Annotated in this window: 12 protein-coding genes and 2 pseudogenes; 4 read left to right on the top strand and 10 right to left on the bottom strand. The window is 63.6% G+C overall.

The genetic code is table 11. The annotated features are described in order from the left end of the window. Positions 1–36 precede the first annotated feature (36 nt). The 9 genes from I9H09_RS26165 to I9H09_RS26125 form a co-directional block, all read right to left on the bottom strand. Complete coding sequence (locus I9H09_RS26165) at positions 37–480, bottom strand: PaaI family thioesterase (protein WP_054990061.1); 444 nt, start codon at positions 478–480, stop codon at positions 37–39. Then, positions 477–6677 carry a type I polyketide synthase gene (locus tag I9H09_RS26160; RefSeq protein ID WP_236502439.1) on the bottom strand — a complete coding sequence of 2067 codons (6201 nt, stop codon included), beginning with the start codon at positions 6675–6677 and terminating at the stop codon, positions 477–479. The genes I9H09_RS26165 and I9H09_RS26160 overlap by 4 nt, the downstream gene beginning before the upstream one ends. 5 nt (positions 6678–6682) lie before the next feature. Next, on the bottom strand, positions 6683–14707 hold the full coding sequence (locus I9H09_RS26155) for a type I polyketide synthase (RefSeq protein WP_248972615.1): 8025 nt from the start codon (positions 14705–14707) through the stop codon (positions 6683–6685). Positions 14708–14738: 31 nt separating this feature from the next. Beyond that, on the bottom strand, positions 14739–16157 hold the full coding sequence (locus I9H09_RS26150; RefSeq protein WP_054990125.1) for a class I adenylate-forming enzyme family protein: 1419 nt from the start codon (positions 16155–16157) through the stop codon (positions 14739–14741). After that, entirely contained in the window at positions 16154–16687 is a 534-nt protein-coding gene (locus I9H09_RS26145; protein ID WP_054990124.1) for a hypothetical protein, read from the bottom strand. Before I9H09_RS26145 ends, I9H09_RS26150 begins: the two co-directional genes overlap by 4 nt. Then, a complete protein-coding gene (locus I9H09_RS26140) occupies positions 16684–17793 on the bottom strand; it encodes a beta-ketoacyl-[acyl-carrier-protein] synthase family protein (RefSeq protein ID WP_005894389.1) in 1110 nt (369 codons plus the stop codon). The genes I9H09_RS26145 and I9H09_RS26140 overlap by 4 nt, the downstream gene beginning before the upstream one ends. A 29-nt stretch (positions 17794–17822) precedes the next feature. Next, positions 17823–18320 carry a 3-hydroxyacyl-ACP dehydratase FabZ family protein gene (locus I9H09_RS26135; RefSeq protein ID WP_054990123.1) on the bottom strand — a complete coding sequence of 166 codons (498 nt, stop codon included), beginning with the start codon at positions 18318–18320 and terminating at the stop codon, positions 17823–17825. Between the two features lie 11 nt (positions 18321–18331). Further along, the gene (locus tag I9H09_RS26130) at positions 18332–18583 is read right to left on the bottom strand and encodes an acyl carrier protein (RefSeq protein WP_005894385.1); all 252 of its coding nucleotides are present in this window, start codon (positions 18581–18583) and stop codon (positions 18332–18334) included. Positions 18584–18668: 85 nt separating this feature from the next. After that, on the bottom strand, positions 18669–20198 hold the full coding sequence (locus tag I9H09_RS26125; protein ID WP_054990122.1) for a class I adenylate-forming enzyme family protein: 1530 nt from the start codon (positions 20196–20198) through the stop codon (positions 18669–18671). A gap of 708 nt (positions 20199–20906) precedes the next feature. Between I9H09_RS26125 and I9H09_RS26120 the strand changes: the two are divergent. Together I9H09_RS26120 and I9H09_RS26115 are read left to right on the top strand one after the other, a co-directional pair. After that, positions 20907–21972: pseudogene (locus tag I9H09_RS26120) on the top strand (IS630 family transposase). Positions 21973–22068: 96 nt separating this feature from the next. Further along, positions 22069–23049 (top strand): IS5 family transposase, encoded by a 981-nt coding sequence (locus I9H09_RS26115; RefSeq protein WP_054990121.1) that lies wholly within the window; start codon positions 22069–22071, stop codon positions 23047–23049. A gap of 371 nt (positions 23050–23420) precedes the next feature. Here the strand turns inward: I9H09_RS26115 and cmaL are convergent, their stop codons facing one another. Beyond that, a complete protein-coding gene (gene cmaL / locus I9H09_RS26110; protein WP_054990120.1) occupies positions 23421–23717 on the bottom strand; it encodes a coronamic acid biosynthesis protein CmaL in 297 nt (98 codons plus the stop codon). Between the two features lie 403 nt (positions 23718–24120). Between cmaL and istA the strand changes: the two are divergent. Further along, positions 24121–25598 (top strand): annotated as a pseudogene (istA, locus tag I9H09_RS26105) (IS21 family transposase). Continuing rightward, positions 25591–26394, top strand: coding sequence for an IS21-like element ISPsy20 family helper ATPase IstB (gene istB, locus I9H09_RS26100; protein ID WP_054990119.1), 804 nt, complete (start codon positions 25591–25593; stop codon positions 26392–26394). The pseudogene istA and the gene istB overlap by 8 nt, the downstream one beginning before the upstream one ends. Positions 26395–26635: the final 241 nt, after the last annotated feature.

Below are 26635 nucleotides of genomic sequence, written 5' to 3'. Positions count from 1 at the left end.
GTTTTTAGGTTGAGAATCGGTAAGGCCGATCCGGGGCTAGTCGAGAGGGAGGCCTCGTTCGGTCGCCCCCCTGGTGGCGACCACGATGCCGGAGGCCGTGGCGCAAGGCGTCCCTCGCGAGTTGGTCAGGACCGCGGAAACGAATGTCAGACCCGGTGCCTGGCGATCGAGCCGTGTCGTGATGTAGCAGGGGAGGTGACGTACCTGGCGCAGCAGCTTCACCGACAACTCGATGACGCCCGCAGGCGTGTGACCGAGGGCGGCATGACCGCCGAGACCAATGGCGGCCTCCAAGGCAGCGCAAAGCACGGCACCATTGATGCCAGGCAGGGTCATGTCTCCGAAGGCGCCACCATGGGTCGGGCACGACTCTGCGATGGCTAGGCAGACGCTGTCGGCGCTCAGGGTAACGACGCTCAGGCCCAAGCTCTGGAAGAGTGGCGACCGATCCAGGACATAGTGGAAGTTCTCCGAGGTCATGACGCCGCTTCGCTGTAGTCCGCCAGCACCTGGATGAGGTGCTGTGCGGTTTGCTGCACCTCATCGCTGAGCAGGGCGAAGTGCCGTCCAGACGTCTTCACCACCTGCGTCAGGCGTGGCCAGAGTTGCGGCCAGGTGTCGCTGGCGCCCGCTGCGAAGGCCTGCTCCGCCTGCAGCAGCAGGACCGGAGCCTCCAGCGGCAGGGGGCTCCAGCGACCAAAGAGCTCCAAGTAATAGGCCATGGCGCTCAGGCCGTCGTCGTCGGTCGACCAGAAGTCGCTGCGGCTTTCCAACCAATCGCTCAGGACCTCCTTAAGGACCGCCGAACGCATGGCGGCCGGCGGGTAGGTGTCGATCAGGCAGAGGGCCGCGGGGTGGATGCCGCGCTGTTGCAGGAGCTCGGCGACTGCATAGGCGACCAGTCCGCCGGTGGAAAAGCCGAGCAGCGTGAAGGGGCGACCGGCAGCGCAGGCTTCGACGGCGTGCGCGAGCGCCACTGCAACAGCTTCGGCGGAGGCCGGCAACGGCCCGTTATCGTAGCCAGGCAGGGGCAAGGTGGCCATGTCATAGTGGCCTTTGAGTTCGCGGCTCAAGCGCTGATAGGTGAGATTGGCCCTTGCGGGCAGGAAGGAGTTCAGGCAGATGAGCAGTGGCCGGTCACGCTCTTGGCGCGACCAGCTGGGCGCGGGCGCGTGCCCTTCGGCGGCATCCGGGGCAAACGTCGGACGTTTGGCCGCGAATTGCGCCAATCGCTCCAGCCCCTGTGCCAGACGCCCCTGCCGCATAGCCTCGCGCAATTCTTCGAAAAGCATGCCCACTGTCGCGATGATTGGCGCTGGGGCGCGCTCCGGTTGGTCTAGGCAGGCGCTCAGGTGGTCGGCCAAGGCGCTGAGGGTCGGATGGTCGAACACGGCCGTGGACGGCAAGCGGATGCCGGTGGTGGCCGCCAGCCAACTGCCCAACTCGACGGCCGTGAGGGAATCGAAACCTAGGACAAGGAACTCGGTATCCTTAGGTATAGCCGCTGGATCGGGATGCTCGAGCACCTCACCGACCCCTTGGGCAATCACCGCCAGCAGGCGTGTCCGCCGCTCGGTGGGGGCCAGTTTCGCCAAGGCTTCGGGGCCTTGGCTTGCCGTCTGCCCGCTGCCTTCGGCGAGCAATTCGCGCAGCAGCGCCTGGGGGCCATGGCGGCGGAGTGCCGGCAGGTCCAGGCGTGCAGGAATCGCGAGGGGCGGCAGGGAGCCGGTCAGCGCCAGATCCACTTGGCTCAGGCCATCCTCCAGGGCGATGGGCAACTGACCTCGGTCGAGCAGTTCCTGGATACCCGCGGCGGCCATTCGTTCACCCATGGCCGAGCGCTCGGCCCACAGGCCCCAGGCCAGGGCCACTGCCGGCAAGCCCAAGTGGCGACGATGGTGGGCGAGGGCATCGAGGAAGGTGTTGGCTGCGGCGTAGTGGCTCTGGCCCGGCTGGGGCAGCAGGCCGGCTGCCGAGGAATAGAGAACGAAGGCAGCCAGGTTTAGATGGCGGGTCTGGAGGTGGAGTTGCCAGGCCGCGTCCAGTTTGGGCCTTACCACCGCTTCGAGCTGTGCGGGGGTGAGTTGCAACAGAGGCGCCGGCTCGATGACGCCAGCGACATGGAAGACGGCGGTCAGTGGATGCCGTGCGGGCAGGCCGTCCAGCAACTGCGCGAGGGCCTGCGGGTCGGCGACGTCGCAGGCGGCGACCGTGGTGGCGGTCCCCTGTTCGGCCAGCTCTTCCACCAAGGCGGTGGCCTCGGGCGCGGCGGCACCGCTACGACTCGCCAAGAGCAGGTGACGTACGCCGTGCTTGGCGACCAGGTGACGCGCGAGGGCCCGACCCAAGGTGCCGGTGCCCCCGGTGATTAGCACGGTGCCCCCCGGATCGAGCGAGACGTCCGATCGTTGCTCGGTTGCCGGCTCCACGCCACTGGATCGGACCAGTCGCGGTGTCAACAGACGCCCCTGGCGCCATGCCAATTGCGGTTCGTCGCCCTTTGCGGCTGCCAGGGCGCGCGCGAAGTCACGCGGGGTAGCGTGGGCGGTATCCAGGTCCAGCAGCAGGATACGGCCGGGGTGTTCCTCCTGGGCGGTACGCACGAGTCCCCAGAGCGCCGCCTGGGACAGGTTGGGCACGTCTTCGTCATCGGCGGTGGCCACCGCCCGGCGGGTTGCCACCAGTAACGGATGCCTTGCCGTCCGCTCATCTTCCAGCCACTCGCGTAGCGTGGCCGCTAGGTCTTGCAGGGCGCGGTTCGCCGCGGCCTGCGTAGCCGGGGGTACTGGCGGTACAAGAACGAGCGCCGTGCCGGGTGGCGTCGTTGCCAAGGTGGTGATCGCGTCGGCCAGGTGCTGGTAGGCAGCGCTGACGCAATCGCTCGGCAGGTCGTCCCTGGCACCCAGCCAGAGCGCTTCGTGCGGGTCAGCCACGTGGTCGGGCGATACCTCGCGCCACAGTACCCGGTAGCCGACGAGGCGGCGTGGTAGGACGCCTGTGCTGGCCGACTTCAGCACCATTGAGTCCAGTATGACGACGGCCCGGCCTTGGTAGTCCGCGAGGCGCATACGGTAATCGTGGGGCGCGGTCGGCGAGGTGGGCCGCGCCTTGAGTTGTAGCAGGCCACGTAGCTGCGTGGCACCGGCTTGGTACAGGCGCATGCCACTCATGGAGAATAGCAGGCGTGGTGCGGCGGCGGAAGACGCCGCACCCTCGACCAGCAGGCCCGAGTGCAGGCCTGCGTCCAACAGCGTCGGGTGCAGGGTAAAAGTCGAGCCTGGCTCGCTATGGGCACGCTCCGCTTCTACGTAGATGCCTTCGGGGCTCTGCCAAGCGCGGACGATCCGCCGGAAGGAGCCTTCCAGTTCCACGCCCTGTTCGGCCAGGCGCGCATAGAGGTCGGCGAAGGCCATCGGCTCGGCGTGGGCTGGCGGCCAGACGGCGGTCTGCAGGTCAGGCCAGAGCGGTGGCTCGGTAGGGTCGGGCAACAGCTGGCAACTGGCAAAGTGCTGCCAGCCACCCGTGGCATCTGGCTCCGCCGGGCGATAGTAGGCCGCGACGTTACGTACACCCTGTGCGTCGGGTACGTCGAGGTAAATCTGGATATCGACCGCACCCTGCTCCGGCAAGGGCACCAGGCGTTGCAGTGTCAGGTCCTGGAGCCACGGACAGCCCAGCCGGTTGCCTATTGTCAGGATGCACTCTGCGGTCATGGCGCCGGCACCGTACGCCTGGCCACCGACGCGATGTTCCAGCAACCAGGGCTGGCGGGAACCATCCAGTTGCCCCCAGAACACCCAACCTTGGCCATCGGCACGTTCGAGCCCGTGCGCCAGCAGTGGATGCTCCAGAGCTAGCAGGCCGGGCATGTTGCCCGCGTGGCCGTTCGCGCAGGAGCGCGGCTGCAACCAATAGTGCCGGTGTTGGAAAGGATAGGTGGGCAAGGCCAAGGTGGGGGCGAGCGGCAGCAGGCGGCGCCAGTCCAGCGCGGCGCCTCGGGTGTATAGCTGGGCGAGCGCTGCGAACAGCGGGCGAGGATCGTCCTTGTCGCGACGCTGGGGGGCGATCCACTGCGCCGCCGTATCACCGTTGGGATGGTGGCTCGCGTTGGTCCGGCCGAGCGCCGTGAGGACAGCATCCGGCCCGATTTCCACGGCCGTGGTCAGGCGATGCTCCAGCAGCCAGCACAGCGCAGCGGCGAAGCGCACCGGTTGGCGGGCCTGGTCGGCCCAGTAATCGGGCGAGCGCGCCTGCTCGGCGGTCAGCGGCATACCGGTGACGGTCGAGACGATGGGCAGGGTGGGGGCGTGGAAGCTGAGCCCTGCCAAGGTTTGGCGCAGTTCGGCGAGGATGCCGTCGAGGTGCGGCGAGTGGAAGGCATGGCTGACCCGTAACATTTGGGTGCGATGCCCACGTTGCTGCCAGTCCTCGGCCAAGCGCTCGACCGCACTGCGATCGCCGGAGATCACCACAGCCGTCGGCGCGTTCACGGCGGCGATGGCAACGCTCTGTTCGAGTCCGGCTAAAGTGGCCCTGACGTCCTGTTCGCTCGCTTCGATGGCGACCATCGCGCCCTCGTGGGTGATGGCTTGCATGAGGCGGCCACGCACGGCGACGAAGCGGGCGGCATCGGCCAGCGCGAAGACGCCAGCGACATGGGCCGCGGCGATTTCGCCGATGGAATGGCCCAGCAGCACGTCGGGGACGATTCCGAAATGCCGCAGCATCCGGTACAGGGACACCTCAAAGGCAAACAAGGCCGGCTGGGTGAAGTCGGTGCGATCCAGCAGCGCGGCGCGGTCGCTGCCCTTGTCGGCGAACATGACGTTCTTGAGCGGCTGCGCCAGCAAGGGGTCGAGGGCGGCGCAGACCTCGTCCAGCGCTGCGGCGAACGGCGGACAGAGGCGGTACAGATTACGGCCCATGCTCGGCCATTGCGCGCCCTGGCCTGAAAACAGAAAGGCGGTCGTGCCGCTTGGCGAGCGCTTGCCTTGGATCAGGCCCGGGGCATGCCGGCCTTCGGCGAGCGCGCGGAGTTGCATCAGGGCGTCTTCGCGCCGGGTGGCCAGAATCACTGCGCGATGATCGAAGGCGCTGCGCTGCAATGCCAGCGATGCATTGAGCGCGGCCAGGTCGGTTGTCGGGTTTTCGAGCAGGGCGATGGTCTGGCGCGCCTGGGCCCGCAAGCCTTTCGCACAGGCGGCCGACAGCGGGAAACTGATGGCTGGCAGCCCTTCCAGCTCTGCGACAGTCGGGTGATAGGCAAGCTGCTTGGCCGGCGGCGCCTGTTCGAGGATCAGGTGGGCATTGGTGCCAGAGAAGCCGAACGACGACACGCCGGCCCGCCGGGGCCGGTCGGTCTCGGGCCAAGGACGCGCCCTGTCGAGCAGGCGCACGGTCTGCTCCGACCAATCAATCTTGCGGGAGGGCTCCTGGGCATGCAGAGTCTTGGGGAGCACGCCTTGGTTTAGCGCCATCACCATCTTGATGACGCTGGCGACGCCCGCCGCCAACTGGGTGTGCCCGATGTTGCTCTTGAGCGAGCCCAGCCAGAGCGGCCGCTCCGGCGGGCGTCCGCGCCCATAGGTGTTGATCAGCGCGCCAGCTTCGATGGGGTCGCCCAGCGCGGTACCGGTACCGTGCGCCTCGACCACGTCGATGTCGAGCGAGCGTAACCGCGCATTCTGTAGCGCCAGCTGGATCACCTGCTCTTGGGCCGGACCACTCGGTGCGGTCAGGCCGTTGCTGGCGCCATCCTGATTGATGGCGGTGCCGCGGATCACCGCGAGCACCGGATGACCGGCGCGCTGGGCGTCGGCGAGCCGCTCCAACAGCAGCACGCCGGCACCCTCGGCGAAGCAGGTGCCGTCGGCCTGTTCGGCGAAGGCCTTGCAGTAGCCATCGGCGGCCAAGCCGTTCTGCCTGGTGAATTCGGCGAAGACCTCGGGCGTGGCCATGACGGTCACCCCGCCGGCCAGCGCCAGCGAGCACTCGCGGCTGCGTAGCGACTGGACCGCCAAGTGGATGGCGGTAAGGGAAGCGGAGCAGGCGGTATCGACCGTCACCGCCGGGCCGCGCAGGCCGAGGACGAAGGCGATGCGTCCCGAGACGATACTGCTGAGTCCGCCCTGCAAGCGATAGCCGTCGGCAGCCGGGTTACGCCGTTGCAGGTCGGCGAGATAGCCGTTCTGAGTCGCGCCGAGAAACACACCGGTGGCGCTGTTCTTGAGGGTAGCGGGCACGATGCCGGCCCGTTCCAGCACCTCCCAACTGACCTCCAGCAGGAGTCGCTGCTGGGGGTCCATCGCCTGGGCCTCACGGTCGGAGATGCGAAAGAAAGGAGCGTCGAAGCCGGCGACCTCGTCGAGAAAGCCACCCCGCCAGCCGGCGACGCGTTCGCGGAGCGGCGAGTCTGCGGGGAACAGGCTGTCGAGCTGCCAGCCACGGTCGCTCGGCAAGGCGTTGCTCAAGGCCTCTCCCGCTTCGACGAGGCGCCACAGCTCCTCCGGTGAAGCCAGGCCACCGGGCAACCGGCAGCCCATGGCGACGATGGCGATGGGTTCCTGGGCGGCGGCCTGCAGCTCGTGGTTTTGCCGCTTGAGCGTTTCGTTTGCCATCAGACTAGCCCGCAGGGCTTCGGTCAGCCGCTCGTTGTCGGTGTTCCTGGTCTCGGTCATGGCGCTTACTCCTGGGTTCTCAGGGCGAGGGCAACGAGCTCGTCCGCGCTCGCCGTCGCGAGGTCGGCGGCAAGGGGCGGCGCCGTTACGGAGGGATGCTGGGCAAGCTGCAGCAGCGGGGCGAGTAGATCGGCTTCCCGCAAGGCGCTCAGCGACAGGCTGGCGAGCAGCGCCCGCACCTGGGGCTCGTCTATCGCCGCGGTGTCCGCGTCGGGGGCGCCGTCGTCGGGGAACAAGGCGTCGTTCAGGTAGGCCGCCAAGGCGGCCGGTGTCGGCTGGTCGTAGGTAAGGGTCGCCGATAGCCTTAGCCCTGCGGCGGTAGCCAACCGGTTGCGTAGCTCGAGCGCCATCAGCGAATCAATGCCACTCTCCTTGAAGGTCGCCTCAGGTAGCACCTGGCCCGGATCGTCCAAGCCTAGGATGGCGGCGACCTGGGTCGCGATGACGGTCTGCAACTGCTTGGTTCGGGCTTGAGGGTCAAGTCCGGCCAGTAGCTGGCGCAGGTCCTGCACCTTTGCCGGACCCTCGCTGCCCCGCGCGCCGGGGCTGCCCCACCCCAGACGCTCGAACAGCGGGTGCAAGGTACCCGCCTGGGCATTCTTGCGTAGCGTCTGCGGATTGAGCGGTGCCGCGACGAAGAATGCCTGGGGTGCGGCGATCGCCGTGTCGAGCAGCGCGTGACCATGCTCGGGGGTGATGGGCGCAAAGCCCGTGCGGGCGATCCGTGCATTATCCGCCGCGGTGAGGCGGCTGGAGAGCCCGGTGACCGGCTGCCACCAGCCCCAGGCCAAGGAGGTCGCCGGCAGCCCCTGGCGCTGCCGCGTCTGCGCCAGAGCATCGAGGAAGCGGTTGGCAGCGGCATAGTTGGCCTGGCCGGGACTGCCCAGTGTGCCGGCGCTGGAAGAGTAGAGGACGAACGCCGCCAGATCCAGCTGGCGGGTGCGCTCATGCAGCATCCAGGCGGCGTCCGCCTTGGGCACGAAGACCCGCTCCAGCTCCTCGGGGCCTAGGTTGGGCAGGGTGGCATCGGCTAGGACCCCGGCGGTATGGATGATGGCGGTAAGCGGGTGCTCGGCAGGCAGCGAGTTGAGCAAGCGTTCGACGGACTCGGGATCGGCTAGGTCGCAGGCTGCCAGCCGGACCTGGGCGCCCGCGGCCTCTAACTCCTGGCGCAGCGCCAGGGCGCCGTCCGCCTGGGTGCCACTGCGGCTGGCCAATACCAGATGCCGGGCTTGCCCGGTGGCGACCAGATGGCGTGCCGCCAGGCTACCCAGGGTGCCGGTGCCGCCGGTGATCAGTACCGTGCCGTCCGGGTCCAGGGTGCGCGGCAGCGTCAGCACCACCTTGCCGGTGTGGCGCCCCTGCTGCATCCAGCGCAGGGCCTGGACAGCATCGCGCAGGTCGAAGGCTGTGACCGGCAGGGGCGTCAGTATCCGGTCGTGCACCAAGCCGAGCAGCTCGTCGAGCATACGCCCGGTGTCCTGTGGATCCTGGTCCGGTCGATCTAGGTAATGATAGTGGCGTCCGGGATACTGAAGCGCGACTGCGGCGGGCTCGCGTACCTCGGTCTTGCCCAGTTCGATGAAGCGTCCACCGCGACCGAGCAAGGCCAAGGATACGCCGATCGCCTCGCCGGTCAGGGAGTTGAGCACAACATCCACCCCCGCTTCGCCAAGCAGGGCGCCGAAGCGGCCGGCGAAACTCAGATCCCGCGAAGTGGCGATATGATCCGGGGCGATGCCCAAGGCCTTCAGGATCGGCCATTTGTCAGGGTGGGCGGTGGCGAAGACCTCGGCGCCCAGATGCTTCGCCAACTGGATCGCCGCCTGGCCGACGCCGCCTGCGGCCGCGTGGATCAGCACCTTGTCACCGGGACGCACCTGGGCGAGCCGGACCAGGCTGTAGTAGGCGGTCAGGAAGGCTACCGGGAAGCCGGCGGCTTGGGCGAAGGTCCAGTCGACGGGCAGTTTGCGCGCCGCGCGCTGGTCGGCGACCAGCAGCGGGCCGAAAGCGCCTTCGCTCATTACCAGAACACGATCGCCGGGCCGCAGGTCGGTGACGCCCGTGCCGACTTCGGTAACGATACCTGCGGCTTCCGTCCCCAGTTTGTGTTGCGGCGGAATCAGCCCTAGGGCACAGACCACGTCGTAGAAATTGACCCCGGCGGCGCGCACTGCCAAGCGTATCTGGCCGTTTTCCAATGGAGCCTCGGCCTGGGGTTCCGGTTGCAACGCCAGGTCGTCGAGATTGCCTGCACGCGTGATCTCTAGCCGCCAGGCGCCACCGCCAAGCGGCGGCGTGAGAACGCTGTTCGGGCCGCTGCGGGTCAGGTGCGGAACCAGCAGCTGGCCGCGCCGCAGGGCCAACTGGCGCTGGTCGCTGGCCAGCACGGCCTGCAATGGTGCCGGATCGGCCAAGGGGCCCTCGGTGTCCAGCAGCAACAAGCGCCCCGGATTCTCGTTCTGCGCGCTGTGCAGCAAACCCCAGAGGGCAGCATGAGCCGGATCGACGGCTTCACCGGCGACCGTCGCGTTGGCCTTGCGGGTCACTACCAGCAGCCGGGTATCGGCCAGACGCTCTTCGGCTAGCCAGACCTGCAGTTGGGCGATCACCTCGACGCATAGCTGGCGGGTCGCCAGCGCGCTGTTCGCGCCCTGCACCTCGGGCAAGGGCCAGACCAGGACATCGGGTGGTGCGGTGCTGGACTCCAACGCTTGGCCGAGAGCCGTAAGAGAGGGATAGGTCGGCGCGCTGCTGAGCCCTAGCTCGGCGGTGCCTATCCGTACCCAGCGCGTCACGGCTCGCTGCACGCGCGGTCGTGCCGACAATTGACTCCAGGTGAGCCGCAGCAGGTCATGGGCGGGCTGGACACGGGCCAGATCTCGCAGGGTGTCGCGGGAGGCCGGGCGCAGCTGGAGCGCGGCGATGTGCAACAGGGAGTTACCCGTCTCGTCATAGGCGCTGATCGAATAGGTCTCGGCCTGAGTGCGCTGCAGCACTACGCGGAGCTGGCGCGGGCGATCCGCGGTCACGCTGACGCCTGCGAAGGCGAAGGGCAGCCGTAATGGCGCGGCGGCTTCTTCGTCAGCCAGTGCCAAGGGATGCAGGGCCGCATCCAGCAGGGCGGGGTGCAAGACGTGGGTGCCGCTGGGCAGGGTCTCGGGTAGTCTTACCTCGACGTAGGTCCGTTCGCCGTCCTGCCAGGCGGCGGTGAGCCCGCGGAAGGCCAGGCCGTACTCGTAGCCGGCCTCGCTGAGCCGTTCATAGAGCGCGGCGCTGTCCAAGGGGATGGCGGCCGTCGGTGGCCAGGCCTGGTCGAGCGGGATCAGTATCTGGGGGGGCATCGGCACCAGCTGTGCACTGGCGTGCAGGGTCCAACCGGCGGTGGCATCGCCATGGCGTCGCGCATGCAGGCTGGCCTGGCGCAGGCCTTCGGCTTCCGCTCGGCTCACCGTGAGCAACAGGTCGATCTGCCCCTGCTGCTCCAGCACCAAGGGTGCCTGTAGCGTCAGCTCCAGCAACTGGGTGCAGTCGGTCTGGGCCGCAGCGAACAGCAGCATGTCCAGGTAGGCGGTCCCGGGCAGCAGTACCACGCCGGCCGCAGCGTGATCCGCCAGCCACGGATGGGCGCCGAGTCCGAGGGTGCCGGTCAGCAGCATGCCACCCTCGGGTAGATCCACGGCCGCGCTCAGCAGTGGGTGCTGGGTAGCTCGCTGGCCCGCACCGGTGACATCGGTCGGCCCTTGTCCGGTAAGCCAGAACGGCTTGTGATCGAACGGATAGGTGGGCAGTTCGACGATGCGTCCCTGGGGATACAGCGCCCGCCAGCTCAACGGATGACCCTCAAGGTAGAGCTGCGAGAGGCCTGCCACAAGGCAATCGACCGCAGGCTTGTTGCGTTGCAGCGAACCGAGGCTGCTGGTCTGGTCGCCAATCGTTTCTTCCAGTGGTGGCAAGAGGACCGGATGGGGACTGCATTCAATGAAGGTGACGTCGCCTGTGCTGCTCAGCGCCTGGACCGTGTCGACGAAGCGCACTGGCAGGCAGAGGTTGTCGCACCAATAGCCCGCGTCCAGCTGGCGGCCATCCAGGGAGACGGCAGGATTGTGTCCGGCGACGGTGCTGTAGAAGGGGATCTGCGTCGCTTGGGGTCGCAGGTCGGCGAAGCGCGCCAGCAACTGGGGACGCAGGACTTCGATCTGTGGGGAGTGCCCCGCCACGTCGACCGCGACGCGCCTGGCGACGATGCGTTCTCGCTTGCAGGTTTCCAGGAGCCGCGCGATGGCGTTGGTGGCGCCGGAGATCACCGTGCTGCTAGGACTGTTGAAGACCGCCAGCGTCAGCGAGGCGTCCACCCGCGCGGCCAGTTCGGCGGCCTGCTGCTCCGGCAGGACGACGGTAGCCATGGCGCCGGTGCCGGCCTGGGCCAGCATCAGCTGCGAGCGGATGGCCAGGATCTTGACCGCATCCTCCAGCTTCAGGGCCCCGGCGATATAGGCCGCGGCGATCTCGCCCTGCGAGTGACCAATCACCGCGTCCGGGGTGCAGCCCAGCGACTGCCAAAGGCGGGCGATGGCCACCATCACCGCGAACAGGGCGGGCTGGACCACGTCGATACGCTCAAGCGAAGGTGCACCTTCCTCGCCACGCAGCACCGCGACCAGCGACCAGTCGACATAGGGCTGCAGCGCGGTCTCGACCTGGTCGATGGTTTGGCGATAGACGGCGAAGGCGGCGTACAGCTCCATACCCATGCCGGCCCACTGGGAGCCCTGACCGGGAAAGATGAAGACCCGCTTGCGAGCCCGGACCTGCGCCGTGCCCTGGAGCAGGCACGGATGGTCCGTACCGCTCGCTAGCGCATGCAAGGCTTCCAAGAGTGCCTCGCGCGAGGTGCCGCGCAGCGCGGCGCGGAAGGGGAAGCCGCTGCGTGAGATGCCTAGGGTGTAGCCGATATCGTCCGGCGCCAGGTGAGCTTGCTCGAGCACATGGCCGTGCAGGCGTGCGGCAACATCGCGCAGGGCTTCGGTGCTCTTGGCTGCCAGCGGCCACAACGGAGCCTGGGTCTCGGGCACTTGGCAGGCGCTTGTAGCCGCGGGGGCGACGTATTCTTCTACAATCAGGTGCGCATTGGTGCCGGAGACCCCGAAAGAGGAAATCCCGGCGCGGCGCGGCCGGTCGGCTACGGTTGGCCAAGGGCGCCGTTCGCTGAGCAGCTCGATGGCACCGGTCGACCAATCCACCTCGGTGGAGGGCGCGGTGATGTGCAGGCTGCGGGGCAGGGTGCCTGTGCGCAGGGCCATCACCATCTTCATCAGGCTGGCGACCCCGGCGGCGGCCTGGGTATGGCCGGTGTTCGACTTGATCGAGCCCAGCAGCAGCGGCCGCTCCGCCGGGCGCTGGCCATAGGTGGCCAGCAGGGCATTGGCTTCGATGGGATCGCCGAGGCGGGTGCCCGTGCCGTGGGCATCGACGGCATCCACGTCCTCGGGCTGCAGACCCGCATTGGCTAGGGCGTGGCGAATGACCTGCTGTTGCGCGGTGCCATTGGGCGCGGTCAGGCCGTTGGAGGCGCCGTCCTGGTTGACGGCGCTGCCGCGGATGACGCCGAGGATCAAGCGCCCCTCGGCTTGCGCCTGGGAGAGGCGTTCGAGCACCAGCATGCCCACGCCTTCGCCTAGGCCAACGCCATCGGCCGACGCCGAGAAGGCCTTGCAGCGGCCGTCCGGGGCCAGAACCCGCTGCTGGGAAAAGTCGATCAGCACGCCGGGGGTCGGCATGACCGTGACCCCGCCGGCCAAGGCCAACTGGCAGTCGTTGCTACGCAGCGCTTCGCAGGCGGTATGGATGGCCACCAACGAGGACGAACAGGCGGTATCGATCGCCAGCGCCGGTCCCTGCAGGCCTAGGCAGTAGGACACCCGGCCCGCGGCTACGCAGGTGGCCGTGCCCATGTAGCCATAGCCGGTCACGTCCTCCGAGGCGTGCTGGATCTGGGTGCCGTACTCCGTCCCCATGATGCCGGCGTAGACCCCAGTCAGGGAGCCGTGCAACGAGGCCGGGTCTATTCCCGCACGCTCTAGGGCCTCCCAGGAAACCTCCAGCAACAGGCGCTGCTGAGGTTCCAAAGTGAGGGCTTCACGCGGCGATATACCGAAGAAGGCTGGATCGAAGGCCGAGGCATCATGCAGAAAACCACTGGTGCGGGTGGATATCTTGCCGAACCGTCCGGGCTCGGAATCGTAGAGCTTGGTGGTGTCCCAACCGCGGTCGGTCGGGTACTCGCTGATCGCGTCCCGCTCTTGCATCAACAGCGTCCAGAGCGCTTCCGGGCTGTTGGCGCCACCCGGATAACGACAGCTCATGCCGATGATGGCGATGGGCTCGTCATGGTGCGCGCCCGTCACGATGGGTGCGGCCTGGCGCTGGCTCGGTGACTGCAGCCCGAGGACGCCGCGCAGATAGGTGACGACGGCGCGAGGGGTAGGATGGTCGTATACCAGAGTCACCGGCAGGCTGACGCCGACTGCGGCCGACACGGCTTGGGCAAATTCGACCACATGCAGCGAGGTGAAGCCGCAGTCGCGAAATGCCTGGGTCTCGCTGGCAAATGGCTGGCCGATCAGCGTTTCCATCTCCTGCGCCAGCAGCTTGAGCAGCAGCCGACACTGTTCAGGCTCACCGAGTTGGGCGAGGTTCGCCGCGGCGAGGGTATCGTCACCTGCCGTGGCGGCGGTGGGCTCGCCGGGCGCCAGCTGCGCGGACATCGACCCTTCCGGCAGTAACCGCTCGATCACCTGCGACCAGTCCACCGGGGCGCCGTGCACGAAGGCATGGGCCATGGCCTGCAGCAGGCTTTCACGATCATCCTTGCGCTGGTCTAGGGTAGCCACAGCCCCGCCGACGACACCAGCGCCACGTAGGGCTTCGTCGATAAGCGAGGTCAGCACCGGATGCGGGCTCACTTCGATGAACAGGCGGTGCCCATCGGAAATCAACGCCTGCAGGCTATCCTGGAAGCGCACGGTTTCGCGGAGTACGCGGAACCAATAGTCCGCATCCAGATGCTCGCCGTTTTGCCGCCCGCCGCTGACCGAGGAATAGTAGGGAACCTGTCCGTCCATGACTTTGGCCGGGGCGCGCGACGTTACGGCGTCGCGTAGCTGCTCCACCTGCGGCCCATGGCCCGCCACCTGACCACCAGGTACGCGCCAGGCCCAGAAGCCAGCGTCGGTGAGTCGCGCCTGCAAAGCATCGAGGGCCATCAGGGTGCCGCTCAACGTCACACTGCGCGGCGCGTTGATGGCCGCGACGCTGAGGCTTTCTTGGTCGTCCAGCAGGGGCTTGATGTCGTCCAGCGCTGCGGCTACCGACAGCATTCCGCCCTGGCCTTCGATGGAGGTGAGCGTCTCGCCCCAGAGCACTGTGAGCGCGGCACCGCTGGCCTCGTCCAGATAGCCGCCGACGTGGGCGGCGGCGGCCTCGCCCACGGAGTGACCGATCACGGCAGCGGGCTCGATCCCGAAGGCCCGCCAGGTTTCTGCCAAGCTACAGGCCAGCGCGAATTGCAGCGGTTGGATTCGCAGGAGGCGCTCGATTCCCTCGCCCTCGGCGAGGGCCCGTGCTGGATTCCAGCCAATACGCGCCTCTATAACATCGCCATGGCGGTGCAGAGCCTGCTGGTAGCTCGGCAGGGTCGCGCTCAGTCCGGTAGTCATCCGCGGCCATAGCGGTCCTTGGCCTGGAAACACCAGTACCGGCTGCCGCAACTGGTCGGCGCGGCCCAGCACCAGATGGCGCGAGGCTCGGCCGCGGGCCAGCATATCCAGCCCTTTGAGTAGGCTGGCTTGATCGGTGGCTAAGATGGCCGCGCGGTATTCGGCATGGTCGCGTGTCAGTTGCTGTCGGCAGAATACTTGCCATTCGGCGAAGGAGCGCGTCTCGTGCTCGGCGCGCAGACGTTGCGCGGTAGCGGCGAGTGCCGTGGGGCTTGCATCCGACAGAATCAGGGGCACGGTGAAGGTGGTCACGGGCAGACTCCTGCAGAAATATTGGAAACGATTAACGGCGGCCTTTTTGCCAGATGGCGTGCTGCGCGAAGGTGACGTCCAGTCGATCCGGTTGCTCAGCGCGCAACAGGATCCCGGCAAGTTGCTGCCGTAGCGCTCGTTCATTGAGGTCGGGGTCCTGGCTCTGCACATCGAGGATCAGCGCTACCTCGTCGTTCGGCCCGGCGTTCGGCCGTACCCAAGCCTCGGCACTGACGATTCCGGGCAGGCTTTCGACGATTTCGCAAATCGAGCGGGGACAGAGCTTTTCCCCTCGGCGCATGACGAACGTCGGGTTACGCAGGCGGAAGAACAGATAGCCATCCGCATCGATATGGAAGTGATCACCGGTGGCGACCAGGCGCTTCTGGCCGCGCAGCGGCGGCAAGTGCTCCGTTTCACCGGCACGGATGCGCCGCTGCATGGCGGTGTCTGTGACCACCAACAACTCTCCTTCACTAGCACCCGGCGCTCCTCCCAGCTGGACCTCGACCTCCGGTAACGGCCGGCCGACCGACGCGTGCCGTTCGGCGGGCTCGAGGTGCGCGGCCAGCGTCGCTACGCGTGGGCCGGCCTGGGTCAGGCCATAGGTCAGATAGAGCTCGAGGTCCGGGTTGCGGGCCAGCAGCCGCGGCACAAGATTGGCGGCCAAGGCGTCGCCACCGATCGTCAACCGGCGGAGTGAGGGCGGCAGCCCATCCAGGTCCGCCGCACACAACGCCGTAACCATCACGGGCGTCAAGGAAGAGAGGGTGATGCCAAGGTCCAAGAGCGTGCGGTGATAATGGATCGGAGTGAACGGCGGCGTAGCCAGGACCACCTCGTTGCCCAGGACGTAGCTGCTGAGCAACTGCGCCACGAAGGCGAAAGAGTAGAATAGCGGCAGGTTGATCAACAGCCGATCGGCGGCGCTTTGGCCAATGGAGGCGGCATGTCGCCTAGCGTTGAGCAGCAGCGACGCGCTGTCGAACACACAGCCGCTGAAGATGCCGGAAGTCCCGGAGGTGAGCAGCACCACTTCGCCTGGTTCGTAGGGCAGGGTGACGATGTCCTTCAGTCTGGCCCATTGCAGTTGGCTCGATAGCCGTCCGGCCTCCCGTGCGTCGAGCGCCTTGATGGCGGCGCCGCAGGGCAGGATCAACAGGTCGGCGCCTAGTAGTTTGGCGATGCGGCGAATACGTCCAGGCGGTGCTGCGTAGGGCAAGGGGGTCGGTACCGCACCCAGCAGCAGCAGCGCAAACACCAAGGCCACGAAGTGGGTCCCGTTGGGCAGCGCCACCAGCACCGCGCGTCCGGGCTTGACCCCGAGGCGCTGCAAGCCCTCGCACAGGGTGGCGAATCCCTCAAAAGGCTCGCGTCCGCTGCCCGCTTCCATAGGCAGTACCCGCTCGAAGAGCGCCTGGACGCCTTGGGTGTCGACAACCACATTCATGGGCTCACCTGCTCGGTCTGCAGTTGCAGCAAGGTGCAGCGCACTCGATGCTGTGCGCCGTCCGTGTCGTGGGCACTCACCAATACGTAACTGGCAGCGCCGCTATCGAGCCAGTCTTGGGCGAGTAGGGCGGCCGGCCTCAGGCCGTCCAGGGGGGGCATGGACAGGACCAGGCTGGGACCGCTAAAACGCAGCAGTTGGCCTGGCAGGCTGCAGACCAGTCCCGGACAGGCACCGGAAAAACGTAGCGGCGACAGGCGATTCCTACCCAGATCGCGGGCGATATGCTGCATGGTGTGCAGGGTGCAGACGTCGCTCACGACAATGTGCCCCACCGTCTGGCCGGCGGCCAGCACCGCATCGCGGCAGTTGTCCAGGACGTAATCCACGGCCTCGAACACCAGCCAGGACAGTGGATCGGCATAGGCGGAGGCTTTTTGCGCCGCGCCTCCCGCCGAGCCAAGGGCGGCCACTGACTCCGCTTGACCAAGGGCGTTTAGATGGTAGACGCTCCAATCGAGGTCGGTCATCGCATCGCCTCTCGTGCACGTTGAAAGACTAGGCAGGTATCGAAGCCACCGAAGCCTAGGGTCACGCTGATGCCGACCTCGGCGGGACAGGCAAGCGCCGTCCGCATGGCCAAGGGCAGCGCTATCCCTGTCAGGGGATTTTCCAGGCCGACGATTGGCGGTACCTGCTGGTTACCTAGCGCCAGCAGGAGACTGATAGCCTCCAGCGCGCCGGTAGCCCCGAGCGTATGCCCGAAGGCGCCCTTGGTGCCGAACAGCAGTGGAAGGCGTGGCGAGCTGGCGAATAGATCGCTGTAGGTTTTGGTTTCGACCTCGTCGTTGAGCCGCGTGCCGGTACCGTGGGTACTGATGCAACCTACTTCGTGGGCGGTGAGGCCCGCGTCGCAAAGAGCGCGTCGTACGGCCAAGGCCAGACAGTCGCCCGACAGGTCCGGCGCGACCGCGCTCACGGCGTCGTTGGCCGAGCCAGCCCCGGCGAGGATGCCGTAGGGCCGCGCGCCCCTGGCCAGTGCGGCGGCCCGCGTTTCCAGCACCAGAAAACCCGCGCCTTCGCCCAGTACGGTGCCACTGTGCGCGCGATCGAAGGCGCGCAGACCGTCCGCCGACAGCGTACCCAGTTGCGAATGCCCGAGCCGCTTGGCCGGGGTGAGGATGTCAGCACCGCCGCAGAGGCAAGTATCGGTGAAGCCCCTGCGAATCAGGCTCAACCCCAGCAACAGCGCATCGGCCCCTGCCGAGCAGGCCGTGCTAACGGTGATCGGCGCGTGCTGGCAGCCTGCCTCTCGCGCCGCCTCCACCGCCCAGCGGGAGAGCGATTCGGTCTCCGGCACGTCCAGATGGTGCCCATAGCTGGTGGCCAGGACCGGCACCACTTCCTCGGTAGCTTTCGCCAGTCCGGCGTCCTGCAACGCCCGGCGCAGGGTCGCCACCGTCAACCGGTGCTGACGCTCCGGCAGCGGCAGGGCTGGGTCAAGGTCGGGCAATGGCGAAGCCAAGGGACTGCGCAGCGCAACAGGGAAGTCAACCGAGCGGATGCCCGAACGTCCGGCGAGCAGGCTTTGCCAGACGACTTCCAGATCGTCGCCCAAGGCGGTTGACCAAGCCATCCCCGTGACCCATACCTCCACGGGGCGGCTCACCATAGGTGCTCTCCCAAGTCGGCGAGCGACTTGCGGACCAGCGAACCCTTGAGCATCCCGACACTGCGACCGTCCACCGTCGCTCGGCAACCGAAAGTGAAGAAATCTGGCCTCAGGCTTTCGCAATCGAGCTGGAAGATCACCAGGTCGCCCGGTACCACGGGGCGGGTGAAGCGCGATTTGATCGAGCCGACCAGCGTCACCTCATCGCCCGCCAGGCGCGAGGTCGATAGCTGGAACAGTATGATCGCCGACTGAGAAATGGCCTGCATCAGGTGGCTCGCCGGGTAGATCGCCCGTTCCGGGAAGTGGCCGGCGAGCGCGTCGGTCTGCCCCGATACCGCCATCAGCGTCTTGATCTGGACGCCTGGCTCGTAGTCGAGCACACGATCCAGGTACACCATTGGATGGCGATGGCGCAGCCAGGTCTTGAGTTCGGTGAAGCCCATAGTGCGTTGTGCACGGGGCTGCTTGTCGCTCTCGGGAAGGCTCATGGCGATCGCCCTCACTTGGCCTGCAGGGCGGTCAGCAGTTGGGCCAGCGTGTGGACCGAGTCGAAGTGTTTCGGATTGAAGTCCTCGTCCTCGATTTTGACGCCGAAGGCGTATTCGCACTGGGCCCGCAATTCGCTGAACCCGAGTGAGTCCAGCCCCAGGGCATTACGTAGGTTGGCGTTGAGGTCGATATCCGCGCGGGGCGTGCTGATGAACAGGTCATCGACCAGAATGTCGACGATGGTTTTTTCTATCTCGTTCACGTTGAGAGCTCCAGCGGTGGGCAAAGGGTTGGTATCGGGGCCGGCTGTATAGCCGGTCCGCAGGCAACGCGCGTCACTGACGGGGCTAGGTCGATGGGGCGGCGCCGAGGATCTCTCGGTAGTCGCTTGCCAATTGTTTGCGGCTCACCTTCCCCGCGGAGGACAGCGGAATACGCTCGACGAACAGGTATTGGCGGGGGTGCTTGTATTCCGCGATCAACGCCTTCAAGTGCTGCTTCAGCTGTTGCGTGGGAAGCTCCCGCCCACTGGTAGTACGCAACAAAGCGACCGGGCGCTCGCCGATGGTGGCATCAGGAACACCGAACACCACGGCTTCGGCGATGTCGGGCAGCTTGAGCAGCTCCTGCTCGACTTCCACGGGGGAGATGGAATAAGCGTCGCATTTCAGCATGTCCTTTTCCCGACCGATGATTAGGTAACCGCCATCGTCCTGGCGCTGCACCAGGTCGCCCGTAGCTATCCAGCGCGTAGCAGGCAGGCGATCAGCATCCTGGCCGTTCCACAGCCCCGGGGTATTGGCTGGCGAGCGAATCAACAGCTCGCCGGTCTCCGTCTGCTGCAGCGCGACGCCGGGCAGCGGCCAGCCAATCGATGATTGCTCGGTGGCGGCGACATCGGGTTGGCAGAAGATCGGGCCAGACTCCGTCGTACCGTAGGAACCACGCAACGTGCCGCCCCATAGGTCGTGCCAACGCCTACCCAGCTTCGGAGGGCAGAGGTCACCGCCGCTGACGCTATAGGTGCTCGTCAGAGAGGGAAGGGGTGAGGCTGCCGATGCCTCGCCTGCAGCGAGCAGGTTATTGAAGTGCGAGGGAGCGCCTTTGAGAAAACTCAGCGGCAGTCGTTGTAGCAGCGCCAGGGTCGTCTCCGCCGTAAGTACGGGTAGCAACACAACGGCCCGCCCCAGACGGTGCGCGGCCAGGATCATCAGGATGCTCCAAGGCACGATCGCATCCATCATCGAATGGACGGCCCCCGTGTCGAGGGCATCTTGAGCCGTGCGGGGTGGCATCATAGCCTTCATCAGGTCGACGGCCTGCGCCAGGGTCGCTTGGGAATGCACGATACCCTTAGTTATTCCTGTGGTGCCGGACGTATAGAAAACCGCCGCGAGCGAATCCGCGTGGCTAGGCGGCCGCTTACTTGGCGACGAGACGAGCAGATCGGACCAGGGCAGATACCGCTCCCCCTTGAGCGCTTCCTCGCCCGCGACGATCCAGGCCCGTTCCAGCGTGGCACTGCCCGCGATCACCGCGGCGTAACGGCTGTAGGTCTCTTGGTCGCCGATGTAGTAGCGGGCGCCGCTGTGGTGAAGCAGATGCTCAATTTCGCCGGCAACGAGGCGCCGATTGATAGGCACTGTCACTGCGCCGATTTCCAGGCAGGCATAGTACAAGGCCACCAGTTCCAGCCGATTACCTAAATGGATAGCCACGCGATCGCCCGGCTGCAGGCCCGCTTGCAACAGCCCGGCGGAGACTTTGTCGGCCAGTTGTGCCAGCTCTGTGAAGGAAACCGCGCGCTGATCTTCCACCACGGCCGTGGTATCCGGCTGTTGGGCGACGACGCTGCGGAACTCAGAAATCAGACTCATGCTAGATCACCTTTTTTTGCACCGGCGTGCAGATGGGAAAATACGAGGCGTGTCGTGAAACTGCGTCCCTAAGCAGGACCGGATTCAATGGCCTCCGTACGGGCGGCCGTCGTACAGACGTGCCGGTCCGCTAATGCTTGGTGTCGGGAGGGCCCAAAGTCGCGAGCAGCGCATGGTGTCGGAACGCAAGGCGTTGCTGCGGAAGCGGCGGGTTCATTGAGACAGCCCGAGGCGGACAAGTCTGAAGCCCTATGGGGAAGGGGTAGTTGATTAAGTCCGCTTGGCGTAAGGTACCTGCAAAGCCGTTTTCTAGAACGGTTCTGTAACGCTGAATGACTGATCGCAATGAGGGTAACCTTCGCCAAAGTATTATCATCGGGACGCAAACTATCTGCTCGTTCAGGGAGGTAGCCCACGCTAAACCACGAATCTACCTTAAAGACGTAATGGGCTAGCGCCCATAGTCCATTTTGACCAAAAGCTCCCTAGGCTCTGTACGTAAAGTGGCTGCGCTCGGTGATGCTGAGTAAAAGACAGGCTCAGAATGCTCATTTACAACACGTAGACTCCGCTTCCTGGCCTGTTTTTACCTTGCCTGACCTTCGCTCGCCGACTTTTAGTACAGAAACTAGTGTGGTGTTTCACAAGTACCAATGAAAATATGGTCTATGCTCATTTGATACCAACTCGTGAGAGCTGAGCATTTATATGGGCCGACCAGCGACTGTCATTGTCTTGTCCGAAGCAGAAAAAGCAGAGCTTATACGCAGCGTTAAGCAGCGTAAGGGTGTGCAGGATGTCTGTGTTCGTGCCCAAATCATCTTGGCGTGCGCAGAGGGAGAATCTGGAAATTCCATTGCCCAGCGCCTCAACGTCAGCAAGGACGTGGTGGCGTACGCGCTTTTCAAAATGGGGATTGGTTGGTCTGAACGATGAACATCGTTCGGGTCGCCCGCGCACGATCAGCGATGAACAAGTACAGAAGGTGGTTGATCAGGTTCTGAAGGGCAAACCCGAAGACGCCAGCCATTGGAGTACCCGGCAAATGAGTCGGGAAACAGGAATATCCCCGGCCAGCGTGATGCGTATCTGGCATGCCTTCGGGATCAAGCCTCACTTGGAAAAAACGTTTAAACTTTCTACCGATCCGCTTTTCGTCGACAAAGTGCAGGATATCGTGGGTCTTTATTTGAACCCGCCTGATAGAGCACTGGTGTTATGTGTTGATGAGAAAAGCCAGATCCAGGCGCTGAACCGTACGCAACCTGGACTGCCTTTAGCGCCCGGAAATACTGCGACAAGTACGCACGATTACAAGCGTCACGGGACGACTTCGCTGTTTGCTGCTCTGGATGTAGCAACAGGCGAAGTCATTGGCCGGTTAAAGCGTCAGCATCGCAGTGTTGAGTTTCTGTCGTTTCTCAAAGAGGTTGATGCCTCACTACCGGCTGATGTGCCAATTCATTTGATTATGGATAACTACGCAACGCACAAGACCGACAAGGTCAAGGCGTGGCTGGCTGCACATCCGCGTTACAGCATCCATTTCACTCCCACGTCCGCCTCATGGATGAATCTGGTGGAGCGGTTTTTCTCAACCCTGAGCGAGAAATGGATCAAACGCCAGGCGCATGTCAGCGTGAAGGATCTGGAGGCCTCAATCGAGTACTACCTTGAAACCTATAACCAGAATCCGAAGCCATTTCGCTGGCACAAAAGAGCGGACGAGATTCTGGGTTCCGTTGCTCGCGCAGCAAAAGCATTGGGTAAGTAGTTTTATGCGTTTCTTGTAAAACACCACGCTAGGGAAATCCTGAAAAAGACTTCCTGATTTGGCAAAATCCCCGGACACCAATCGCCGAGCTTTTCAATGAAGCAAATGACCTTCGCCGATGCCGAGTACGCCGGTAAGCGCAAGCAGACCCGCAAAGAACTGTTCCTGATCGAGATGGATCGGGTCGTACCCTGGAAGGGTTTGATTGCCCTGATCGGACCCCATTACCCGAAGGGCGAAGGCGGCCATCCTGCCTATCCGTTGATGGCGATGCTGCGGGTTCATCTCATGCAAAACTGGTTCGGTTACAGCGATCCGGCGATGGAAGAAGCGCTGTACGAAACGACGATCTTGCGCCAGTTTTTCGGCCTGAGCCTAGAGCGAATTCCGGATGAAACCACCATCCTCAACTTCCGTAGCCTGCTGGAAAAGCACGAGTTGGCCGCTGGTATTCTCGGCGTGATCAATGGTTATCTGGGCGACCTTGGCTTGTCACTGCGACAAGGTACCATCGTTGATGCCACGCTGATTCATGCGCCCAGTTCGACCAAGAACAAGGACGGAAAACGCGACCCGGAAATGCACCAGACAAAGAAAGGTAACCAGTATTACTTCGGTGCCAAAGCTCACATTGGTGTCGACGATGAGTCTGGGCTGGTGCACAGCGTGGTGGTCACTGCGGCCAACGTCGCGGACATAACCCAAGTCGACAAACTGCGACACGGTGCTGAGAACGTGGTCTGCGCCGATGCAGGCTATACCGGTGTCGAGAAGCGCGAAGAGCATGCGGGACGCCACGTCATCGGGCAGATTGCAGCCCGGCGCAGCATCTACAAAAAACATGGCAAACGCAGCGTATTGTACAAAGCGATACGCAAGATCGAGAAAGCCAAGGCTCAGGTTCGCGCCAAGGTTGAGCATCCATTTCGAGTGATCAAGCGCCAGTTTGGTTATACCAAAGTGCGCTTCCGGGGTTTGGAGAAAAACACTGCTCAGATGGTGACGCTATTCGCCCTGTCGAACCTTTGGATGGCGCGTCGATATTTGCTCTCCAGCGCAGGAGAGGTGCGTCCGTAATGAGGGAAATAGCTGCTGCGGGGCGCGTGCAGCGGCAAAAATGGATGAAATAGGCGGCAGACTTGATCGATTTTGAACGGCTACCGTTTTTTGAAAGCGACTATGTCTCAGCAGTCTAAAAATAGCGGCCTACTTCAGACCATCCTTAGGTCCCGTGAAGTAGTGGCTTGGATAATGCTTGCATCGTTCGGGGTCTCTCTGTCACTGCTCTTGGATAAACCCAAAGGAGGATATTTTGTTGCAGCAAGCATGGGCCGCATAAAGGCGAACAGGTTAGTACGAAGATCTTCTTATAGCGTCAATACTTTAGATATCTTCCGAAGTGGCATTTTTCTTACTCATGATTATATTAAGAGCTCATGGCATAAATTCTAGTTATCCATTCCCTCCACAATGAACAATTGCATCTCGTCGGCTGCGCCTTCGCGGAGGTGTCTAGCCTTTGTATACTCTTCAGAATAGTAGAACTTCTGTGCTGCCTCAACTGAAGGGAACTCTACAATCACCACGCGACGGCTTTCAGCCTCTCCTTCCAAAAGAAACTTCTGGCCTCCTCTCGAGATGAAGCGGCCTCCATGAGCTTTTACAATGTCAGGCGTTAGCCGCTTGTAATTATCATACCGAGCTTGGTCGGTGATACTCATTTTACCAATAAGATAGGCGCTCATTTTACCCTCCACACATCAAAGCAAAAACCCGACAGCGGGAGCCATAATTTTTTCCAAGAGGGTCACCTTCGCCATGGGCTTAGCATCGGGATGCAAGCCATCTGATCGTTCGAGGAGACGGCCCACGCTCAACCATGAATCGACCTTAAAGGCGTAATGGGCTAGCGCCCATCGTCCATTTTGACCAAAAGTGCTCCGGGGATACGCTCTACTGGAGATATACGTAGTCCATCCCGAGCTCTTCGATCTTGCTCACTGATGATCACACCTTGTTCCGTTCCAGCATGGTGTTGTCGCTGACCGAAAACTGACTCAGTAGAGGCTGTTCTGCAGACTGAAAACTGACCCAAGTGTTCAACTGCTTCTGCTCACTTTTTGAGCAGGAGAACACAGGGTGATCAGCATGGAAATGTTGGGAAAAATCCGGCGGATGTATTTCCGCGGCAAGCTCTCGCTGCATCAGATAGCCAAGCGTACCGGGCTGTCGAGAAACACCATCCGTAAATGGGTCAGAGCGCCCGAAGCCACTCAGCCGGCGTACCAACGGTGCGCAACCTTCAACAAACTTAGCCGTTTCCACGAGATGCTGGAACAGGCGCTCAAGGCCGATTCGTTCCGGCCAAAACACAACCGCAGGAGCGCCAAAGCGCTTTTCGAGCAGATCAAGGCCGAGGGTTACGACGGCGGCTACAGCCAGCTCACGGCGTTTTTGCGCTCTTGGCGAGGGGAGCAAGGCAAGTCTTTACGCGCTTTTGTACCGCTGACTTTTGCGCTCGGCGAGGCGTTTCAATTTGACTGGAGCGAAGAGAGTCTGCTGATCGGTGGCCTGTTTCGACGTATCCAGGTCTCCCACATGAAGCTGTGCGCCAGTCGCGCATTCTGGTTGGTTGCGTACCCCAGCCAAGGCCACGAGATGCTGCTTGATGCCCATACCCGTTCGTTTGGAGCGTTGGGTGGCGTGCCACGTCGCGGCATCTACGACAACATGAAAACGGCTGTGGACAAGGTCAACAAAGGCAGAGGCCGCACGGTCAACGCCCGGTTTTCCGTGATGTGCGCGCACTATCTGTTCGATCCGGACTTCTGCAACGTGGCCTCTGGCTGGGAGAAAGGCATCGTCGAAAAGAACGTGCAGGACAGCCGGGAGACGAATCTGGCTCGATGCTCAAAACTGCATGTTCCATACCTTCGAGGAGCTGAACGTCTGGCTCGGCCAACGCTGTCGTACGCTCTGGGCCGAACTTACACATTCGCAGTACAACGGTTTGACGGTGGCAGAAGTCCTGGAGCTGGAGCAGGTTGAAATGATGCCGATGCCTACGGCCTTTGATGGCTACGTCGAACGCACTGTCAGTGTCTCTAGCACCTGCCTGATCAGCGTGGCGCGAAATCGTTACTCGGTGCCTTGCGAGCGTGTGGGTCAATGGGTCAGCAGCCGTTTGTACCCTTCGCGGATCGTGGTCATTGCCGACGAAGCGGTGATCGCCAGTCACGAGCGCCTCTTTGATCGATATCAGGTCGGTTTTGACTGGCAGCACTACATCCCACTCATCGAACGCAAGGCCTGGCGCACTGCGCAATGGCGCTCCATTTGCTGATCTGCCAAAACCGTTACAGCTTCTCAAACGCGGACTGAGGCGTCACACCAACGGTGATCGAATCATGATGCAGGTACTGGCTGCTGTGCTGGTGGCGGTGGAGCTGGTACTTGAATCGGGAAGTCTGAGCGCCGATCACATCCTCAATGTCGTTGCCCGCCTGACTTCCACCGCACCACCTCCCTGTGTAGAAACCAGCCTGCACCTCAAAGTGGCGCCTGTTGCCAATACAGCACGCTACGACCGGCTCCGTACGACCGATGAGGAGAATCGCAATGCGTGACCTAATGACTGAACTCAAAGAACTGCGCCTGCACGGCATGGCCAGTGCTTGGGAAGAACTGGTCTCTCAAGGAACAGCGTCGACGGCTTCATCGAAATGGCTGCTGGAACATCTGCTTCAGCAGGAACATGCGGATCGCGCGGTGCGCTCGGTGAATCATCAGATGAACATGGCAAAACTCCCCATGCACCGTGACTTAGCTGGCTTTGATTTCAGCGCTTCCAGCGCTGATGCCCAGCCGGTCAGCGATATATCCAGCTTAGCGTTCACTGAAACCGCGCAGAATGTCGTGTTCATCGGCGGCCCTGGAACCGGGAAAACACACTTGGCCAGTGCCTTGGCTGTATCCGGAATCACGGCCCACAACAAACGCGTGCGCTTCTTTTCCACGGTGGATCTGGTGAGTCTGCTGGAGCGTGAGAAGTACGATGGCAAGGCAGGGCGAATCGCCCAGGCACTGCTGCGCACAGACCTGGTGATACTCGATGAACTCGGATATTTGCCGTTCAGCCAAAGCGGTGGCGCCCTGTTATTTCACCTGCTGTCCAAACTGTACGAACACACCAGCGTGGTCATCACCACCAACCTGAGCTTCTCGGAATGGTCGAGTGTGTTTGGCGACGCCAAGATGACCACCGCGTTGCTGGATCGGCTGACACACCACTGCCACATCGTCGAAACGGGCAACGAGTCCTACCGCCTACAACACAGCACCTTGGCCGCCCAGACAAAGATCAAGTCACGGGAACGAAAGCGCAAGGACGGAGATGATGTCGAGGACGATGAGCCATTTTGATCCGCACCATAAATGCCCTGCTGCATGCGGTGGGGCTTGATACGTCTTCAATCGGAACACTGCTGCTAAGCTTATCCACAATTGCTGGGGCAAAAATCAGCAATCCGTCCTGGGTCAATTTTCAATCGGCAGGGTGGGTCAGTTTTCAATTAGCGCCAACACTCTCTTGGCAGCCAGTGAACGGGATACGGGCCGGTTTGTCAAAATACACAATCCACCTCAATAATCTGACTGATCAGAC

The organism is Pseudomonas tremae, assembly GCF_023278125.1.
GTDB classification, from domain to species: domain Bacteria; phylum Pseudomonadota; class Gammaproteobacteria; order Pseudomonadales; family Pseudomonadaceae; genus Aquipseudomonas; species Aquipseudomonas tremae.
Note: the sequence above shows the minus strand (reverse complement) of the source record. Positions and strands in the feature narration are given on the sequence as shown.

What these genes read in the sequence shown, in the direction of transcription:
- I9H09_RS26165 (WP_054990061.1), bottom strand. Translation starts at nt 480, where the DNA reads ATGACCTCGGAGAACTTCCACTATGTCCTGGATCGGTCGCCACTCTTC.
- I9H09_RS26160 (WP_236502439.1), bottom strand. Translation starts at nt 6,677, where the DNA reads ATGACCGAGACCAGGAACACCGACAACGAGCGGCTGACCGAAGCCCTG.
- I9H09_RS26150 (WP_054990125.1), bottom strand. Translation starts at nt 16,157, where the DNA reads ATGAATGTGGTTGTCGACACCCAAGGCGTCCAGGCGCTCTTCGAGCGG.
- I9H09_RS26145 (WP_054990124.1), bottom strand. Translation starts at nt 16,687, where the DNA reads ATGACCGACCTCGATTGGAGCGTCTACCATCTAAACGCCCTTGGTCAA.
- I9H09_RS26140 (WP_005894389.1), bottom strand. Translation starts at nt 17,793, where the DNA reads ATGGCTTGGTCAACCGCCTTGGGCGACGATCTGGAAGTCGTCTGGCAA.
- I9H09_RS26135 (WP_054990123.1), bottom strand. Translation starts at nt 18,320, where the DNA reads ATGAGCCTTCCCGAGAGCGACAAGCAGCCCCGTGCACAACGCACTATG.
- I9H09_RS26125 (WP_054990122.1), bottom strand. Translation starts at nt 20,198, where the DNA reads ATGAGTCTGATTTCTGAGTTCCGCAGCGTCGTCGCCCAACAGCCGGAT.
- I9H09_RS26115 (WP_054990121.1), top strand. Translation starts at nt 22,069, where the DNA reads ATGAAGCAAATGACCTTCGCCGATGCCGAGTACGCCGGTAAGCGCAAG.
- cmaL (WP_054990120.1), bottom strand. Translation starts at nt 23,717, where the DNA reads ATGAGCGCCTATCTTATTGGTAAAATGAGTATCACCGACCAAGCTCGG.
- istB (WP_054990119.1), top strand. Translation starts at nt 25,591, where the DNA reads ATGCGTGACCTAATGACTGAACTCAAAGAACTGCGCCTGCACGGCATG.